This window comes from Paenarthrobacter sp. CCNWLY172, assembly GCF_037402035.1.
Classification (GTDB): domain Bacteria; phylum Actinomycetota; class Actinomycetes; order Actinomycetales; family Micrococcaceae; genus Arthrobacter.
The window spans coordinates 200,821-217,985 of the sequence record NZ_JBBEGB010000007.1 but is presented as its reverse complement, the minus strand read 5'-3'; the positions used below and the strand labels follow the sequence as shown (position 1 = coordinate 217,985).

The 17,165-nt window shown below is 63.3% G+C and carries 15 protein-coding genes; 6 read left to right on the top strand and 9 right to left on the bottom strand.

What is annotated here, in order from left to right; genetic code table 11:
* Positions 1 to 50: 50 nt before the first annotated feature.
* On the bottom strand, positions 51 to 980 hold the full coding sequence (locus WBN73_RS13130) for an AraC family transcriptional regulator (protein ID WP_337340468.1): 930 nt from the start codon (positions 978 to 980) through the stop codon (positions 51 to 53).
* 206 nt (positions 981 to 1,186) lie between these two features.
* Here WBN73_RS13130 and WBN73_RS13125 point away from each other — a divergent pair, with 206 nt between their 5' ends.
* Genes WBN73_RS13125 through WBN73_RS13110 form a run of 4 tightly spaced genes read left to right on the top strand, consistent with a single transcriptional unit; the run spans position 1,187 to position 5,523 of the window.
* Positions 1,187 to 2,539, top strand: a complete 1,353-nt coding sequence (locus tag WBN73_RS13125; RefSeq protein ID WP_337340467.1) for an ABC transporter substrate-binding protein — start codon at positions 1,187 to 1,189, stop codon at positions 2,537 to 2,539.
* A gap of 20 nt (positions 2,540 to 2,559) precedes the next feature.
* Positions 2,560 to 3,528, top strand: a complete 969-nt coding sequence (locus tag WBN73_RS13120) for a carbohydrate ABC transporter permease (protein WP_337340466.1) — start codon at positions 2,560 to 2,562, stop codon at positions 3,526 to 3,528.
* Positions 3,525 to 4,439, top strand: coding sequence for a carbohydrate ABC transporter permease (locus WBN73_RS13115; RefSeq protein ID WP_337340465.1), 915 nt, complete (start codon positions 3,525 to 3,527; stop codon positions 4,437 to 4,439). Before WBN73_RS13120 ends, WBN73_RS13115 begins: the two co-directional genes overlap by 4 nt.
* A 22-nt stretch (positions 4,440 to 4,461) precedes the next feature.
* On the top strand, positions 4,462 to 5,523 hold the full coding sequence (locus tag WBN73_RS13110) for an NAD(P)-dependent alcohol dehydrogenase (RefSeq protein WP_337340464.1): 1,062 nt from the start codon (positions 4,462 to 4,464) through the stop codon (positions 5,521 to 5,523).
* 19 nt (positions 5,524 to 5,542) lie between these two features.
* On the opposite strand, the gene WBN73_RS13105 is transcribed toward WBN73_RS13110, so the two are convergent.
* From WBN73_RS13105 to WBN73_RS13080, 6 genes are read right to left on the bottom strand one after another with little or no spacing between them, the layout of a single operon-like run.
* The gene (locus tag WBN73_RS13105; protein ID WP_280626614.1) at positions 5,543 to 6,013 is read right to left on the bottom strand and encodes a heme-degrading domain-containing protein; all 471 of its coding nucleotides are present in this window, start codon (positions 6,011 to 6,013) and stop codon (positions 5,543 to 5,545) included.
* Positions 6,006 to 7,037, bottom strand: coding sequence for a Gfo/Idh/MocA family protein (locus WBN73_RS13100; protein WP_337340463.1), 1,032 nt, complete (start codon positions 7,035 to 7,037; stop codon positions 6,006 to 6,008). The genes WBN73_RS13105 and WBN73_RS13100 overlap by 8 nt, the downstream gene beginning before the upstream one ends.
* A 3-nt stretch (positions 7,038 to 7,040) precedes the next feature.
* The gene (locus WBN73_RS13095; RefSeq protein ID WP_337340462.1) at positions 7,041 to 8,042 is read right to left on the bottom strand and encodes a sugar phosphate isomerase/epimerase family protein; all 1,002 of its coding nucleotides are present in this window, start codon (positions 8,040 to 8,042) and stop codon (positions 7,041 to 7,043) included.
* Position 8,043: 1 nt separating this feature from the next.
* Positions 8,044 to 9,213: a Gfo/Idh/MocA family protein gene (locus tag WBN73_RS13090; RefSeq protein WP_337340461.1), complete on the bottom strand. Its 1,170-nt coding sequence runs from the start codon at positions 9,211 to 9,213 to the stop codon at positions 8,044 to 8,046.
* A gap of 19 nt (positions 9,214 to 9,232) precedes the next feature.
* Positions 9,233 to 10,357: a Gfo/Idh/MocA family protein gene (locus WBN73_RS13085; protein WP_337340460.1), complete on the bottom strand. Its 1,125-nt coding sequence runs from the start codon at positions 10,355 to 10,357 to the stop codon at positions 9,233 to 9,235.
* Positions 10,354 to 11,115 (bottom strand): sugar phosphate isomerase/epimerase family protein, encoded by a 762-nt coding sequence (locus tag WBN73_RS13080; RefSeq protein ID WP_207596230.1) that lies wholly within the window; start codon positions 11,113 to 11,115, stop codon positions 10,354 to 10,356. Before WBN73_RS13080 ends, WBN73_RS13085 begins: the two co-directional genes overlap by 4 nt.
* A gap of 220 nt (positions 11,116 to 11,335) precedes the next feature.
* On the opposite strand from WBN73_RS13080, the gene WBN73_RS13075 reads away from it, so the two are divergent.
* On the top strand, positions 11,336 to 12,553 hold the full coding sequence (locus tag WBN73_RS13075) for an ROK family transcriptional regulator (protein ID WP_207596231.1): 1,218 nt from the start codon (positions 11,336 to 11,338) through the stop codon (positions 12,551 to 12,553).
* Positions 12,554 to 12,644: 91 nt separating this feature from the next.
* A complete protein-coding gene (locus WBN73_RS13070) occupies positions 12,645 to 13,838 on the top strand; it encodes an MFS transporter (protein WP_337340459.1) in 1,194 nt (397 codons plus the stop codon).
* 120 nt (positions 13,839 to 13,958) lie between these two features.
* On the opposite strand, the gene aceB is transcribed toward WBN73_RS13070, so the two are convergent.
* Both aceB and aceA read right to left on the bottom strand, forming a co-directional pair.
* The gene (gene aceB / locus WBN73_RS13065; protein ID WP_207596233.1) at positions 13,959 to 15,611 is read right to left on the bottom strand and encodes a malate synthase A; all 1,653 of its coding nucleotides are present in this window, start codon (positions 15,609 to 15,611) and stop codon (positions 13,959 to 13,961) included.
* A 204-nt stretch (positions 15,612 to 15,815) separates the two neighbouring features.
* Entirely contained in the window at positions 15,816 to 17,147 is a 1,332-nt protein-coding gene (aceA, locus tag WBN73_RS13060) for an isocitrate lyase (RefSeq protein ID WP_089593676.1), read from the bottom strand.
* Positions 17,148 to 17,165 lie beyond the last annotated feature (18 nt).

Here is a 17,165-nt window from a genome sequence, read left to right as displayed (position 1 = left end):
TACAGAGGGTGCGTGTTAGTGCTGGTGGATATCCCGGCTGTGCTTATTCGTCAATGAGGCTGGCCTTGTAGGCGCTTTCGGAACTGGCTGGGGCTCACCCCCGCGTCTGACAGGAAACGACGGTTGAAGTTGGACAGATTGTTGAATCCCACCTCGTAGCAAATGTCCGAGATGGGCTTGTCGGTGCGTTCCAGGAGGCGGCGTGCGTGCGCCAGCCGCAGCTTGCGGACAAGGTCCGTGAAGTTTTGGCCCGTAGATCGTTTGAAGTACTTGGAGAAAGTGGGCTCGGCCATTCCCACCATGGCTGCTGCTTCTGACATGGAGATACTTCCGGCGTGGTTGCTGAAGACGTACTCCAGGACGATGTCCACTACTGCTTGGGCCTGACCGTCCAATTGCGGCCGGAACCATTCGTCGGCGAGGTAGGTGCGCTCGTGATCCGGCGCCTGGCAAAGGGTCGCGAACAGGGCCAGCAAATGGCGTAGGCGCTCCAAACCGGTGGAGGTGCCCATGGCTTCGATGGAAGATGCTGCCGCTTTGGCTGTGGTGCCGGTGAATTCGATTCCGCGTGCAGCCTGTTCCAGCAGTGGACGCACTTCGGCTAGTTCGGGGACCAGGGCAGCCGCCTGATCCAACCATTTTCCGTCGAACTGGATCACGGCGTCACGGTTGGCCAGCTTCTCCCCTGGTTCGAGATCACTGACCCAGTCGTGGGGGAGTCCGGACCCTACCAAGGTCACGTGGCCGGCCTCGAACGTACCGATGTGGTCGCCCACAATGAACTTCCCGTGGCCCTTTCGGATCAGGTGGATCTCGTATTCAGGGTGATAGTTCCAGCGCGCTACCGGACTGGGATAGTCATGTTGGTGCCAGCGGACCGAATGGTTCGGATCCTCCGGGATCACCTCGCGATTGGCGCGCATCCCCACCAGTCGTTGGGCCAGGCGGGCCGCAGCGTTGCCAGGAGGGGCGGAACTCATAGGGGCCTCCGGAGAAATCGGGAAAATAAGTATCAGTATGCGTCATCAATGACGCTAGTTGTGCCCCACCCCACACGCCTAGTCTTGAGGAACACAGCGAGGCGACCCGGATATCCGGTCGAATGCCCCGCCCAAGTCTTGTACTTCCACGCAGTGGTAGGAGTGCAGAGACTGCGCACCCCCCATGAAGAACGAAGGAGTCCTCAATGCGCCCAAAAACACGTGCGGCAGCCCTTGCCGCCGGCGCCCTGTGCATCGCGCTGACCGCTACGGCCTGTGCCGGAGCGGGTGGAATAGGGACTGGTGACCAGAACAGCATCAGCGTCCTGATGGTCAACAACCCGCAGATGGAAGACCTGCAGAGGCTTACTGCGGACAACTTCACCAGAGAGACCGGCATTCGGGTGAACTACACGTTGCTGCCCGAGAATGACGTCCGGGCAAAGATCAGCCAGGAGTTCTCCAGCCAGGCCGGACAGTACGATGTGGCCACATTGTCCAACTATGAGATCCCGTTTTACTCGGCCAACGGCTGGCTGGCTCCGCTGGACAACGTAGCCGCGGACCCGGAGTTCAACCAGGCCGACATCCTTCCGGCGTATACCGCCTCCCTCACCGGGGACGATGGCAAGCTCTACGGGGAACCCTTCTATGGTGAATCGTCCTTCCTCATGTACCGCAAGGATGTTTTCGCGGCCAAGGGCCTGACCATGCCGGAGAAGCCAACCTGGGACGAAGTGGCAGAGCTCGCCGCCCAAGTGGACGGGGCAGAACCCGGGATGAAGGGGATCTGCCTCCGCGGCCAGCCCGGTTGGGGGCAGGTCTTCGCGCCGCTGACAACTGTGGTCAACACCTTTGGTGGTACGTGGTTCGACAAAGACTGGAACGCCAAGGTCACCTCGCCTGAGTTCACGGAAGCCACGGAGTTCTACGCCAAACTGGTCCGGGAGCACGGTCAGGCCGGTGCAGCCCAGTCAGGCTTCACGGAATGCCTGAATAACCTAACGCAAAGCAAAGTGGCCATGTGGTACGACGCAACTTCGGCCGCCGGCGCACTGGAGGCGGAGGCCTCCCCGGTGAAGGGCAAGATTGGCTATGCGCAGGCCCCGGTGAAGGAAACCTCATCATCGGGCTGGTTGTGGACGTGGTCTTGGGCCTTGCAGGCGGCGTCGAAGAAGAAGGACTCCGCGGAAGCGTTCATAGCCTGGGCAAGTTCAAAAGAATACGAAGAACTGGTGGCCTCCAAGCTCGGCTGGTCCAAGGTGCCTTCCGGTAAGCGCATCTCCACGTACGAGAACCCGGAGTTCCAGGACGCGGCGCCGTTCTTCGAAGCCGAACGCTTTGCCATCGAGAATGCAGACCCTAAGAACCCTGGCCTCCAGGAACGTCCTGCGGTCGGCATCCAGTTTGTGGGCATCCCCGAGTTTGCCGCGCTTGGCACCAATGTCTCCCAAGGCGTCAGCTCTGCCATTGCCGGTCAAGGGAGTGTGGCCGAGGCACTGGCAAAAGGCCAGGAAGCCGCGCAAAAGGTCGGCGACAAGTACAAGAACAAGCAATAACCGAACCGCAGGAGAACATCATGACGACCGCAACGGCGCGCATCTCCCGCCCGGGACATGCCACAGCCGCACCTTCACGAAACAAAGCACCGCGGGAACGCGCACTGGCCTGGGCGCGGCGTGCACCGCTGCTTCCAGCCCTGATCTTCCTCATCATCGTCACGCAGCTCCCGTTCGTGGTGACACTGATCATCTCGTTCCTGAACTGGAACAGCCTGAGCCCCAGCACCACGGGTTTCGCCGGCTTCGAGAACTACGTCACGGTCCTCACCGATCCCGACCTCCGCCAAGCAATCTTCACCACCATCCTCCTCACCGTGGCCGCGGTCCTGGCCAGCCTGGTCGTCGGCCTGGGCCTGGCCCTGCTGCTGGACAAGAAATTCATCGGACGCGGAGTGGCAAGGACGCTGCTGATTGCTCCGTTCCTTGTGGTGCCCGTGGCCGCTGCCCTGATCTGGAAGCACGCACTGCTCAATCCCACGTACGGATTGATCAACGGTGTCCTGACCTGGATCTGGTCCCTGTTCGGCAGCGACACTCCTCCGCAGTTGGACCTGCTTTCCCAAGCGCCGCTGATGGCGGTCATCATCTCGCTGGTGTGGCAGTGGACGCCGTTCATGATGCTCATCTTGCTCGCCGGTCTTCAGTCACGGCCCATGGACACCGTGGAAGCAGCCCAAATGGACGGTGCAACGCCGTGGGCCATATTCCGGCACCTGACCCTGCCCCATCTTCGCCAGTATCTGGAGCTTGGTGGTCTTCTCGGCGCGATCTATATCGTGCAGAACTTCGACGCAGTCTTCACCCTCACCGCGGGCGGACTCGGCACAGCCAATCTGCCCTACGCGATCTACCAGACGTTCTATTTCGCCAACGAATACGGGCTTGCCTCCGCGGCCGGCGTTGTGGTTGTCATTGGCACCATCCTTGTGGCGACCTTCGCCCTCCGCACCGTTTTCTCGCTATTCAAGAAGGAGGCAGCACGATGAGCACACTCAGTCCTGCCGCAGCCCGCATCACGCCTGAAAAATCCAGCACGCCAGCCGGCATCCGTCGTCGCGGCAAGTCCCGGATGGACCCCACCCGCAACAACACAGCCGCCGGAATCGCAGCCTGGCTGCTGGCACTGCTTTTTGCCACACCGGTCCTGTGGATGATCCTGACCTCCTTCCACTCCGAAACCGATGCCGCAACCAACCCGCCCTCCATCGCGGCGAACCTCACCCTGGACGCCTACAAGGAGTTCTTCGGGGAAGCATCCGGTGTCAGCCCGTGGCCATCATTGATCAACTCCGCTACCGCTTCCATCCTGTCAACGGTCCTCGTCCTCATCCTTGCCATTCCGGCCGCTTATGCGCTGTCCATCAAGCCAGTGAAGAAGTGGACCGACGTCATGTTCTTCTTCCTGTCCACCAAGATGATGCCCGTCGTGGCAGCGATCCTTCCGTTGTACCTCTTCGCAAGGACCGTAGGCGCTCTGGACAACATTTGGTTCCTCATCCTGATGTACACCTCCATGAATCTCCCCATCGCGGTATGGATGATGCGCTCCTTCCTCGCCGAGGTTCCAGTGGAAATGCTGGAAGCAGCGCAGATCGACGGAGCCAACCTCCTCGTCACGCTCCGCAAAGTCATTGCACCCGTAGCAATGCCCGGGATCGCGGCGACAGCGCTGATCTGCTTCATCTTCAGTTGGAACGAACTGCTGTTGGCGCGGGTACTCACTGGAGTCGTCGCCGGAACCGCACCTGTTTTCCTGACCGGTTTCGTCTCAGGCCAAGGTCTCTTCCTTGCCAAGGTCTGCGCCGCCGCCGTCGTCATTTCGCTCCCCGTACTGTTCGCCGGCTTCGCCGCCCAGGACAAGCTTGTCCAAGGTCTCTCGCTCGGCGCGGTTAAGTAACCAACTCCAAAGGATTCCGATCATGACTACCTCAACCACCCGAACCCCTCTGCTCGGCCCGCCTGAACTGCCAGCCACCATGCGCGCCGCCATCCTGCAACGGCAGGGGGAGATGAGAATGGAGACGCTGCCCATTCCACACCTTGAAGCCGACCAGGTCTTGGTGCAGGTTTCCGCTGTCGGAGTTTGCGGAAGCGATGTTCACTACTACGAGCATGGCCGGATCGGCGATTACGTGGTGGACCACCCTCTGATCCTCGGCCACGAACTCGCAGGGCGGATTGCCGCCGTCGGAAGTTCCGTAGACCCCGCCCGCCTTGGTGCGAGAGTCGCCGTCGAGCCCCAACGCCCTTGCCGGACCTGCAAGCAGTGCAAGGCCGGACGCTACAACCTCTGCCCGGAGATGAAGTTTTACGCGACGCCGCCCGTGGACGGGGCATTTGTCGAATACGTCACCATTCAAAGCGACTTCGCGTACGACATCCCGGACAATGTCAGCGACGAGGCCGCAGCCCTGATCGAACCTCTCTCGGTAGGACTCTGGGCGTGCGAGCGTGCAAAAATCAAGCCCGGCAGCCGGGTCCTGATTGCCGGCGCCGGTCCCATCGGCATTATCGCCGCGCAAGCCGCACGGGCCTTCGGTGCAAGCGAAATTTACATCACGGACATCGCCGGGGACCGCCTCGCTTTTGCCTTGGAACACGGTGCGACGCACGCGTTGAACGCGAAGACGGACAGCGTGGAAGGGCTCGACGTCGATGCCTTCATTGACGCTTCGGGCGCACCGCAGGCGGTCCGTTCCGGGATCAGGGCCGTGGGGCCTGCGGGCCGGGTGATCCTGGTGGGACTCGGCGCGGATGAGGTCGAACTGCCCGTTTCCTACATCCAGAACCGGGAGATCTGGCTCTCCGGTGTCTTCCGCTACACCAACACCTGGCCCCTTGCCATCCAACTGCTCGCGGACGGCAAAGTGGATTTAGACATCCTGGTCACGGGCAAGTTCTCCCTCGCTGAGTCTGAGGCGGCACTCAAAGCCGGTAAGCAGCCCGGCCAGCTCAAGGCCGTGGTGTACCCGGGACGATGAACCTGTGGAGCATCCGCTCCTAAGCCCCCACCGTCTTCAAGTAGCTCCGGATTCCGTCCACCACCATCTGGTGGTCCTCGTCCGAAGACAACCCGGACACCGTAATCGCGCCGATGACGCCGGCGCCTCGGACACGGATGGGGAAAGAACCGCCGTCCAACGTGTAGTCCTCCGGTGCCAGCCACCCGCCGCCAAGGGGGTTGCGTTCGGCAAACTGTTCACCCAACAACGCGGTGCTGTGCTCAAACCGCAGCACGGCAGCAGACTTGCGTCGGATCCACTCTTCCTGGTCGGCGGTGGTACCGGGCAGGACACAGCGGAAGAGGACGAGGTTGTGCCGACGGATGTCGATTGCGACGCCAAGATCGGAAGCGATGGCATGGTTGGCGATCAGCGACCCGAGCCGCCATGCGTCGTGGTGGTCGAACGAAGCGAAGACCAGCTCATCTTCCTGCTGGCGGAGTTCAGCGAGGCGCGGTGAATCAGTCATTAGTTGTTCCTTCCAGGACGGAATCGGACTCGTAGCGAAGCCCGATCTGCTTCCGGATTTCGTCCATGGCGGCCATGATGGCCACGGTCTCGGCTGGCGGCAAGATGGTCCCGGCAGTCTCGCCGGCGCGGATCAGGCGTTCGAGTTCTGCTGCCTGGTACTGCATGCCCCGGCTGTCCACGGGGTGGTCGTAGCGCTCCACGACAGTGCCATCCACGGCATGAACAGTGAACGGAACCGGGTTGTACCAGGTGTGCTCGATGTCGATCCACCCTTCGCTGCCGATGACCATGGCACGGTTGGCGCTGGCGGCGTCGAGCTCGCAGTCCACCATCGCCTGGGCACCACTGGCGTATTCGAAGATCGCTGCGGTCTGACGGTCGACGCCCGTTGCCGACATGGAGGCACTTGCCTTAATTGACGCAGGCGTGCCCAGGATGTCGAAGGCAAAGGAGATCGGGTAAATGCCCAGGTCCAGGAGCGCTCCGCCGCCCAGTGCGGGATCGTTCAGCCGGTGGGCTGGATCCTTGGGGAGGCTTTGGTTGTGGCTGGCCACTACCTTGCGTACCTCACCGATAGTGCCTGCAGCGATGATGTCGCGCAGACGGATCATGTGCGGCAGGAACCGCGTCCACATGGCCTCCAAGGCAACGAGCCCCTTGGATTCCGCGAGGTCAACGATGTCCTGCGCCTCGCGGGCGTTCATGGTGAACGCCTTCTCCACCAGGACATGCTTTCCAGCGTTGAGTGCCAGCAGGGCATTCGCGTGGTGGAAAGGGTGTGGCGTGGCCACATAGACCACGTCAACCAACGGGTCCGCTACCAGATCCTCATAACTGCCGTGCGCGGTGGCCACGCCGTACTCCTCAGCGAACGACTCACTCGATTCCAACGAGCGAGATCCCACGGCTTGCACCGTGAAACCATTCTCCTTCAAGTCCTTGGTCTGGAGCCCTGCGATGAATCCTGTGCCGAGGATTCCCCAGCGGATTGTTCCATCGGAGGTGCCGTTGATGAGGGTCACGTGTTAGTCCTTGCTGCTGAAGGCGGCGTCGAAGGAGGTCTGCGACGCCGGGAAGTCGAACTTCTTCAGTGCGGCCAGGGCTTCGGGTGCCCCATGGAGTCGGTCCATTCCTGCGTCCTCCCATTCTACGGAGATGGGGCCGTTGTAGCCGATGGCGGTGAGGGCGCGGAAGGACGATTCCCAGGGCACATCGCCGCGTCCGGCGGAGACGAAGTCCCAGCCGCGGCGGGGGTCGCCCCAGGGCAGGTGGGAGCCCATGACGGTGTTCCGGCCGGTGGGGCGGAGCTTGGTGTCTTTGCAGTCCACGTGGTAGATCCGGTCCTTGAAGTCCCAGATGAAGGACACGGGGTCGATGCCTTGCCACATGAAGTGGGAGGGGTCCCAGTTCAGGCCGAACGCTTCCCGGTGGCCGATCGCTTCGAGGGTCCGGACGGTGGTCCAGTAGTCGTAGGCGATCTCACTCGGGTGGACTTCGTGGGCGAAGCGGACACCGTTTTCGTCGAAGACGTCCAGGATGGGGTTCCAGCGGTCGGCGAAGTCCTGGTAGCCGGCCTCGATGACTTTTTCGGGGACGGGCGGGAACATGGCAACGTATTGCCAGATGGACGAGCCGGTGAACCCGACGACGGTGTCCACCCCCAACGCCTTGGCGAGGCGGGCGGTGTGTTTCATTTCTTCGGCGGCGCGTTGGCGGACGCCTTCGGGCTCGCCGTCGCCCCAGACGCGTGAGCCGACGATGGCTTCGTGGCGGAAGTCGATGGGGTCATCGCAGACGGCCTGGCCTTTGAGGTGGTTGGAGATGGCCCAGACCTTCAGGTTGTACTTCTCCAGGACGGCAAGTTTGGATTCGACGTAGCCGGGTTCGTCCCAGCGCCAGGCGTCCAGGTGGTCTCCGGAGACGGCGATTTCCAGGCCGTCGTAGCCCCAGCCCGAGGCAAGGCGCGCGACTTCCTCGAAGGGGAGATCGGCCCACTGGCCGGTAAACAAGGTGTACGGGCGGGGCATGTCAGGCTCCTTCAGTAGCGGATGCGTTGAGCTGGATCAGTGAGCTTTTGGCGGCCGCGGATTCTTCCACGGCGGCCAGGATGTGCTGGACGTTCAGTCCATCCTCGAACGACGGCGACGGCGACTCACCGGCCGCGATCGCGGTGAGGAAGTCCCGGATCTGGTGCGTGAAAGTGTGTTCCCAGCCGATGATGTGACCCTGTGGCCACCACGCTCCAAGGTACGGGTGCTCCGGTTCGTTGACCAGGATCCGGCGGAAGCCCTGCTCGCGAACCGGTGCGGTCGCGTCAAGGAAACCGAGTTCGTTCAGGGCCTCCAAGTCAAAGAGAATGGTTCCCTTTTCCCCGTAAATTTCGAGCTTGAGGGAGTTCTTCTGGCCCGTAGCCACGCGGGACGCTTCCACCGAGGCAATTGCTCCGGAGGCGAGGGTCAGCGTAGCCCAAGCGGCGTCGTCGACCGTGACATCTTCCGGGCCCTGCGGCCCGGGGCGGCGGTCAACGAAGGTGTTCAGGCGGCCGGTGACCTCAGTGACGGTGTCACCCAGGAGGAACAGGATCTGGTCGATGGCGTGCGAGGCGATATCGCCCAGTGCACCGGAACCGGCGGTTTCCTTCCGCAGGCGCCAGGACATGGGGGACTCCGCATCGGTGAGCCAGTCCTGCAGATAGGCGGCGCGGACGTGCCGGATGGTGCCGAGACGTCCTTCGGCGATGAGTTCGCGGGCCAGCGCCAACGCCGGGACGCGGCGGTAGTTGAATCCGATCATCGACTGGACCCCGCGGGCACGGGCTTTGGCGGCCGCGGCGGTCATCAACTCGGCTTCACCCAAGGTGTTGGCCAGCGGCTTCTCCACGAGCACATGCTTACCCGCCTCCAAAGCAGCGATGGCGATTTCGGCGTGCATCCACCCCGGCGCGCAGATGTCGATGATGTGGATGTCGTCCCGTTCAATGACGGAGCGCCAGTCGGTGGCGGATTCGGTCCAGCCGTACTTGGCAGCGGCTTCCGCAACGGCCTCGGCGTCCCGGCCAACCAGCACTTTCTGTTCGAACCCCGGGACGTCGAAGAAGCTGGCGACGTTCCGCCAGGCATTCGAGTGGGCCTTCCCCATGAAGGCGTAACCAATAGCGGCCACTCCCAAGGTGGAGGGCAGGTGTGGAGGAGTGGTCATGGATGTGGGTCCTCGCTGCTTAGGAAAGCGTTGCTGTTTCGGGTGCCCAGTCCTCGGGGAGGGCGGCCGAGACGGGTGCGTTGCTGGTGACGTGTACGAACGTGCCGGATTCCATGGACTCGGCGATCGAGACCATGGTGTCCAGTACGTGGTAGGCGAGGTCGCCGGTGGCGCGGTGCGGGAGGCCGGAACGGAGGGCGCGTGCCATGTCCAGGGCCCCCATGCCACGTCCGTTGGCCGGGCCTGTGGCGGGGATGATCTCGGGCTCTTCAGCGCCTGGGCGCCAGAGCTTCAGGTCGCCGTCGAAGTTGTTCGGGTCCGGGAGGGACAGGGTCGCTTCGGAGCCAGTGATTTCCACGAAGCCCATGCGCTGGCGCGGGGATTCGAAGGAGAAGACGCTGTGGGAGGACTGCCCGCCCTCGAACTGCGCCATCGCGGAGACATGGGTAGGGACCTCGACGGCGAATTCCTCGCCGGCTTTGGGTCCGGAACCGATGATGCGGGTGGCCTTCGCCGATGAGCCGACGGCGGCGACCTTGCGGACGGATCCGAAGGTCTGAATCAAGGCCGTGAGGTAGTACGGGCCCATGTCGAACAGGGGACCGGCGCCGTGCTGGAAAAGGAACGCGGGGTTCGGGTGCCAGGATTCCGGACCTGGGGTCTGGAACGTGGTCATGCCCGTCAACGGTGTGCCGATGTCACCGCGTTCGATGATGCGGCGGGCGGTCTGCAAACCGGCGCCGAGGAAGGTGTCCGGGGCGGTGCCGAGCCGGATGCCCGCGGCGTCGGCAGCTTTAAGCAACCCCAGCCCGGAGTCGCGGTCCAGGGAGAAAGGCTTCTCGGTCCAGACGTGTTTGCCGGCGGCCACCGCGGCGGTGGCGACCTCCACATGGGCTGCGGGGATGGTCAGGTTGATGATGAGTTCGACGTCGGGGTGGGTCAGTGCCAGCTCCGGGGTGCCGAATTCGGCGATGCCGTATTCCTTGGCGCGGGCCTGCGCGGCTTCGACAAAGAGGTCCGCGACAACCAGGACCTTCACATCAGGGAAGGTGGTGAGGTTGTCCAGGTACTGCTTGCTGATGTTGCCTGCGCCGATGACGGCAACACCTACGGGGCCTTTACGGGTGGAGGGTGCGAAGCTCATGCCTGTACTCCTTCGGCTGCGTCTGCGCTGGCTGCGGCGGTGAGGTAGGCCAGGCTTTGGGTGATGCCTTCGAAGATGTCGCCGGAGTAGTCATCGAATTCCACCACGCCTACTTCCAGTGACTTCGCTGCGGCGATGACGTCCAGGACCGGGATGGTGCCCTGGCCCGCGGGCTGTTGGGCTTTGGTGTCGGTGGTGGCCGGGCCGTCCTTGATGTGGATGAGCTTTACCCGGTCACCCAGGCGGGCCAGGACTTCCACGGGATCCTGGCCGCCGACGGCTACCCAGTAGGTGTCTATTTCCAGGACCACTTCCGGGTCCAGCAACCCTTCGAAGTATTCCAGTGCGGTCTTGCCCTCGATGGTGGACTCCAGCTCCCAGGCGTGGTTGTGGTACCCCACGCGGATGCCGTACCCGGCGCCCTTCTTCGCTGCGGCGTTGAGCTTGGCGGCGGTGGCCTGGATGGTTTCGGCGTCCTGCCAGTGCTCCGCGGGAAGGAAAGGATCGATCACCGTGGTGATGCCCAGTTCCTTGGCGGCTGCGAAGATCTCGTCCTGATCCTGGGACAACAGCGGGGCGTGCCCGGACGGCGCGGTCAGGCCGTTCTCCTTCAACGCTGCACCGAGTTCCTTGGCCGTGGCCACAAAGTTGTACGGCTCCACCTGCGTGAAACCGATCCCGGCGACCTTCCTGATGGTTCCCGGCAGGTCCTCCTGGATGGCATCGCGGAGGGTGTACAGCTGAAGTGAATACGACATTGGGTTCCTTTTCGGGAGAGGGTGTTTCCGGGAGATCAGGGACTTGGCGCCAGTCTAGTGAGCACCCACTGGGGGAGCTACCGATTCCGCCCGGCAATGGACTGTTCGAGCACTCATTTCAGCCTAGAGGGACTTTTGCCGATCGTCTAGCAAAAGTCAAAGATATTCTGACAAAGTTCTGTTGGATGACATGCATAAGCAATCGTGCTTCACTATGTGGATGACAACAGCTGCCGGAACTGACGCCGGAAGAACCTCCGCGCCAGAGGCCGGCAACCTTTCACGCCCTGGGAATTTGTTTCAGCTCCTCCGCGACGGCAGGGCCCGTACACGTGCTGAGCTTGTTGAAACCACTGGACTGGCCCGTTCCACCGTTGCTGCCCGCATTGACGCCCTCATCAGTTCCGGACTTGTGGGTCCCGCCGGTGAGGCTTCCTCCAGTGGCGGCAGGCCGCCGTCGCGCTTTGCTTTCAACCCCGCTGCGAGGGTGGTCCTGGCCGTCGACGTCGGAGCTACCCACGTGATTGTTGCCGTCACCGACCTCGGCGGCAGCGTCCTGGCCGAGCGGCGCTTGGCGCAGGAAGTCGCCGACGGGCCGGATGCGGTCCTGGGCCGCGTGGTGGCTGCGGGCCGTGAACTCCTGGCCGAAGCCGGACGGAAACCCGGCGACCTCGCCGGCATGGGAATCGGATTGCCCGGGCCTGTGGAGCACCATACCGGGCGACCCGTGAAGCCGCCGATCATGCCTGGCTGGGACGGATTCGACGTCGTCTCCTACGTTCAGCGTTCTTGGCCGGTTCCTGTCCTGGTGGACAACGACGTCAACATCATGGCGCTCGGCGAGCGCACCGCCTACTGGCCGGACCACCAGAACTTCCTGTTCATCAAAGTGGCTACGGGCATCGGAGCCGGCATCATCAGCAGTGGTCAATTGCAGCGCGGCGCCAACGGCACCGCCGGCGACCTCGGCCACGTCCGTGTCCCACGCGGCGACGACGTTCTCTGCCGGTGTGGCAATCACGGATGCCTTGAGGCGCTTGCATCAGGTCCCGCCGTCGCGCGTCAGCTGCAGGCCCAGGGGCTGGAAGCGTCTACCGGCGGTGATGTCCTCAGGCTCGTTGGTGAAGGAAATCTGCAGGCGATCCAGGCGCTGCGGCAGGCGGGGCGCGACGTCGGCGATGTGCTGGCCACCGTGGTCAACCTGCTCAATCCGTCCATGATCATCATCGGCGGCAGTGTGGGGGAGTCCGGCGAGCACCTTGTGGCCGGCATCCGCGAAGTGGTCTACCGGCGGTCCTTGCCGCTGGCCACCACGCACCTGCGCATCGGCATCTCCATGGCAGGCCAGCGTGCCGCGGTCCTGGGCGCCAGCCAAATGGTCACCCAGCATGTCTTGTCGCCGGCCGTGATTGAGGCCACGCTCCAAGCAGCGGGTTAGGTCTTGTTGGGTGCCGGTTGCCGGATGACGGCGTGATAGCAATGAAAGTGATGAAAACTCCTCCTGCATTCTGTGCTTGCCCCTGCGCCCGATGACCCAGTTCCTCGCTAAAGTTCCCCGCGGCTGGCTGATCCTCGCGTGCATCGGCCTCATTGCCCTGAACATGCGCGGTCCCTTTGTGGCTGTGGCTCCTGTGGTGGACTCTCTGCAGCAAGACCTCGGATTCTCGCCTGTAGAGCTTGGACTGCTGACTGGCATTCCTGTGCTCTGCTTCTCCCTGGCTTCACCGTTGGCTTCGCTGGCGGGACGTCGGCTCGGGGCCGAGTTCGCCGTGATGCTGACGTTGCTCGGCGTACTGGCAGGGGTGATCATCCGCTCCAGCGGCGGCGGCGCTTCGGTGATGGTGGGCACGGTGGTTATTGGCGTGGCCATCACCATCGGCAACATTGCGGTGCCGCTCATTATCCGGCGCGACTTCGCACCCCGGCGCCAGGCGACCGCGATGGGCGTGTACACCGCCGCGCTGAATGTTGGCTCGTTCCTTACCTCCGTGGCTACTGCTCCTCTTGCTGAGCTGGTGGGCTGGCAGCTTTCCCTCGCGGCGAGCGCTTTGCTGGCTTTGGTCGCGATCCTGTTCTGGGTTCCTACTGTTGGTCCGCGGCGGGCGTTTGTCCCCCTTGCGGTTCCTGCTCCTCCGGCTTCCCCGGCGGGGCGCGTCGCGGGTGTCCGCTGGCTGACTGTGGGCCTCACACTCGGCTTCGCCGGCCAGGCGTTCTCCTACTACGGAGTTACCGCTTGGCTCCCGAGCTTCCTCTCCGACGAACTCGCCATGGGCACCGCCGAAGCCGGGGCAGGATCCTCCCTCTTCCAGATCTTCGCGATTGTGGGCGGCCTGGGCGTACCACTCCTGGCTCGTTTCGCCAGTACGACGACGGTTGCGGTCACCTTGAGTGCGCTGTGGCTGACCGTACCCTTCGGATTGTTGCTGGCACCTTCGGGGTGGTGGGTGTGGTCCTCGCTGGGCGGAATTGCCCAAGGCGGCGGTATCACGGTGATCTTCATAGCCATCATCAAGTTCGCGCAATCGCAGGCCGCCGCCGGCAGGATGTCCGCCGTGGTGCAGGGGGTGGGTTACTGCTTCGCAGCGTTGGCTCCTACTGCCATCGGGTTCGTGCACAGTGTTACCGACGGCTGGACGGTGCCGCTGTTCGTGATCCTGGGCTCGGTGCTGACGTTCTGTGTGTGCACTACGTTGTCCGTGCGCTGGGTGGCCCGGCAGCGGTAAATCGGTTGGGCATGGGTAAGCCCCGCTGCTGGGCTGCCTCCCCGACGGTCGGGGTCACTTGTTGCGAAGAGTGCAGGCAGCCCAGCGTCGGGGCTTGGTGTGTCGCTGGCCAGCGAAAAGCTAGGCGGCGACGAGTTCCTCCTCCGTGGCCTCTTCACGGGCCTCGGTGAGGAAACGGGCGTAGGCGGGGATGGTCAGGAAGGTGGGGAATTCTTCGGCCAGTGTGACTTCTTCGAAGATGGCGCGGGCGTCAGCGAAGCGGTCTCCATCGAAGCGTTCCAGGCGGGCGTATTCCTCGTCCAGCATGTCTTCCACCCATTCGCGGGTGATGATATCGCCGTGGTCGGTGATGGCGTGGGAGTGGATCCACTGCCACAGCTGGGACCGGGAGATCTCGGCGGTGGCGGCGTCTTCCATGAGGTTGTGGATGGCCACAGCTCCGTTGCCGCGCAGCCAGGACTCGATGTACCGGATGCCTACCTCGATGTTCAGGCGGACCCCGCCCTCGGTGATGGTTCCCTCGGTGCTGGCGATGTCGATCAGTGCGCGGTCATCGGGGGTGACATCCTCGCGGGAGCGATCCAACTGGTTGGGGCGGTTTCCGAGAACTGAGTCGAACACTTCCCGGCATACCGGCACCAGATCCGGGTGGGCCACCCACGAACCATCAAAACCGTCGTTGGCCTCACGGGTCTTGTCGGCGCGGACTTTCTCGAAGGACGCGGTGTTGGCGGCTTCGTCCTTGCGGTTGGGAACAGCGGCGGCCATCCCACCGATCGCCATTGCCCCGCGACGGTGGCAGGCCCGGACCAGTTGCTCGGTGTAAGCGCGCATGAACGGCTGGGTCATGGTCACCTGGCCGCGGTCCGGGAGCACAAAACGCGGTCCGCGGGTGCGGAAGTTCTTGATCAGGGAGAAGATGTAGTCCCAGCGGCCGGCGTTCAAACCCGACGCATGGTCGCGCAGTTCGTAAAGGATCTCTTCCATCTCGAATGCGGCCGTGATGGTTTCGATCAGGACAGTGGCACGAATGGTGCCCTGCGGGATGCCGAGCAGGTCCTGGGCCAGGACGAAGATGTCGTTCCACAGGCGGGCTTCGAGGTGGTTCTCGATCTTCGGCAGGTAGAAGTACGGGCCCTTGCCCTGGGCGAGCAGGCGGCGGGCATTGTGGAAGAAGAACAAACCGAAGTCCACAATGCCGCCGGCGATCGGCTTGCCGTCGATCAGCATGTGCTTCTCGGGCAGGTGCCAGCCACGGGGACGGACCACGATGGTGGGCAGGTCCTCGGCGGACTTGAGCTTGTACTCCTTGCCCTCAGGGGACGTGAAGTCGATGCGCCGCTCCAAAGCATCGGTCAGGTTCAGCTGGCCCTGGATGACGTTGCGCCACGTCGGCGTGGACGAGTCCTCCATGTCGGCCAGCCAGACCTTGGCCCCGGAGTTCAAGGCGTTGATGGTCATCTTCTTGTCCACCGGGCCCGTGATCTCCACGCGGCGGTCCTCCAAACCCGGAGCCGGGGGAGCTACACGCCAGCTCGGATCATTCCGGATGCCCTCGGTTTGCGGCAGGAACCGCGGATCCTGGCCACCGGAAATCTGGTTACGGCGGGCGTGCCGTGCCTGCATCAGCTCCTGACGACGATCAGCAGTAGCCCTGTGCAACTTGCCGATGAACTCCAAGGCGTCCGGAGTCAAAACCTCGTTCTGCCGGCAGATGGGCTGCGCGGTGATAGTGATGCCATTGATGGTGAAGTTGTCAGTGAAGCTGTTCATTCTAATTCTCCTAAAAAAGGTTCGACGGCGGCGCCTCGGTGAGGTGGACACGAGGCCGGAGGTGCGGTGATGCGGCAGCCTGCGTAAAGGGGCCCTGTGCCCGCCCCCGACCGAGTTCTGCGAGGTCATGGGGCGGGCATGGGGATAGCAGGCAGAGCATTACCGCACTGCAGGTCGGAGGCGAGGACCGCCGTCGGGTGTTGGTTAGTGGAACTGGCCTTCTTCGGTGGATCCCACCAGGGCCAGGGTGGATGCGTTCGGGTTGAGCGCGGTTGCGATGTCGTCGAAGTAGCCGGTGCCGACCTCGCGCTGGTGCTTGGTAGCGGTGTAGCCGCGGGATTCGGAGGCGAATTCCTTTTCCTGGAGCTCGACGTAGGCGCTCATGCCTTCACGGGCGTAGCCGTGGGCGAGGTCGAACATCGAGTAGTTCAGGGCGTGGAAGCCGGCCAGGGTGATGAACTGGAACGTGAAGCCCATGGCACCGAGTTCGCGCTGGAACTTGGCGATGGTGGTGTCGTCCAGGTGCTTGCGCCAGTTGAAGGACGGGGAGCAGTTGTAGGAAAGCATCTGGTCCGGGAACTCGGCTTTGACCGATTCGGCGAACTTACGGGCCAGCTCCAGGTCCGGGGTGCCGGTCTCCATCCAGATGAGGTCGGAGTACGGTGCGTAGGCCTTGGCACGGGCGATGCAGGGTTCGATGCCGTTGCGGACCTTGTAGAAGCCCTCGGCGGTACGAACCGGCTGTCCGCCTTCGCGGAGGATGAATTCCTGGTCGCGCTCGTCAACGTCGGAGGTGATCAGGGTTGCTGCTTCGGCGTCGGTGCGGGCGATGACGACGGTGGGGGTGTCGGCGACGTCGGCTGCCAGGCGGGCGGCGTTCAGGGTCCGGATGTGCTGCTGGGTGGGGATCAGCACCTTACCGCCCAGGTGGCCGCACTTCTTTTCGGAAGCGAGCTGGTCTTCCCAGTGAACGCCCGAGGCACCGGCGGTGATCATGGATTTCATGAGTTCGTAGGCGTTCAGCGGGCCACCGAAACCTGCTTCGGCATCGGCGACGATCGGGACCAGCCAGTCCTCAACGGTCTTGACGCCCTCGGCATACTCAATCTGGTCTGCGCGGAGCAGTGCGTTGTTGATGCGGCGGACAACCTGCGGGACCGAGTTGGCCGGGTAGAGGGACTGGTCCGGGTAGGTCTGGCCCGAGAGGTTGGCGTCTGCTGCCACCTGCCAGCCGGAGAGGTAGATGGCGCGGAGGCCGGCCTTGACCTGCTGCACTGCCTGGTTGCCGGTCAGTGCGCCCAACGCGTTGGTATAGCCGCCGGTGGGAGCTTCCTCGGTGAGCTGCTTCCAGAGCTTCTCCGAACCGCGGCGGGCCAGGGTGTGCTCTTCGGAGACGCGACCGCGGAGGCGGACGACGTCGGTGGCCGAGTAATCACGGGTGACGCCTTCCCACCGCGGGTTGGCAGACCATTCAAGTTCCAGCGCCGCTGCCTGCTGCTCTGCGGACTGCTCTGCGGGTTCAAACGATGCGGTCATTGCATGTCTCCTAATATC

Coding starts and splice junctions, on each gene's coding strand:
- aceA (WP_089593676.1), bottom strand. CDS start 17,147: ATGACCGCATCGTTTGAACCCGCAGAGCAGTCCGCAGAGCAGCAGGCA.
- WBN73_RS13095 (WP_337340462.1), bottom strand. CDS start 8,042: ATGCCCCGCCCGTACACCTTGTTTACCGGCCAGTGGGCCGATCTCCCC.
- WBN73_RS13105 (WP_280626614.1), bottom strand. CDS start 6,013: ATGACTGATTCACCGCGCCTCGCTGAACTCCGCCAGCAGGAAGATGAG.
- WBN73_RS13090 (WP_337340461.1), bottom strand. CDS start 9,213: ATGACCACTCCTCCACACCTGCCCTCCACCTTGGGAGTGGCCGCTATT.
- WBN73_RS13085 (WP_337340460.1), bottom strand. CDS start 10,357: ATGAGCTTCGCACCCTCCACCCGTAAAGGCCCCGTAGGTGTTGCCGTC.
- WBN73_RS13115 (WP_337340465.1), top strand. CDS start 3,525: ATGAGCACACTCAGTCCTGCCGCAGCCCGCATCACGCCTGAAAAATCC.
- WBN73_RS13130 (WP_337340468.1), bottom strand. CDS start 980: ATGAGTTCCGCCCCTCCTGGCAACGCTGCGGCCCGCCTGGCCCAACGA.
- WBN73_RS13120 (WP_337340466.1), top strand. CDS start 2,560: ATGACGACCGCAACGGCGCGCATCTCCCGCCCGGGACATGCCACAGCC.
- WBN73_RS13080 (WP_207596230.1), bottom strand. CDS start 11,115: ATGTCGTATTCACTTCAGCTGTACACCCTCCGCGATGCCATCCAGGAG.
- WBN73_RS13110 (WP_337340464.1), top strand. CDS start 4,462: ATGACTACCTCAACCACCCGAACCCCTCTGCTCGGCCCGCCTGAACTG.
- WBN73_RS13070 (WP_337340459.1), top strand. CDS start 12,645: ATGACCCAGTTCCTCGCTAAAGTTCCCCGCGGCTGGCTGATCCTCGCG.
- aceB (WP_207596233.1), bottom strand. CDS start 15,611: ATGAACAGCTTCACTGACAACTTCACCATCAATGGCATCACTATCACC.
- WBN73_RS13125 (WP_337340467.1), top strand. CDS start 1,187: ATGCGCCCAAAAACACGTGCGGCAGCCCTTGCCGCCGGCGCCCTGTGC.
- WBN73_RS13075 (WP_207596231.1), top strand. CDS start 11,336: ATGACAACAGCTGCCGGAACTGACGCCGGAAGAACCTCCGCGCCAGAG.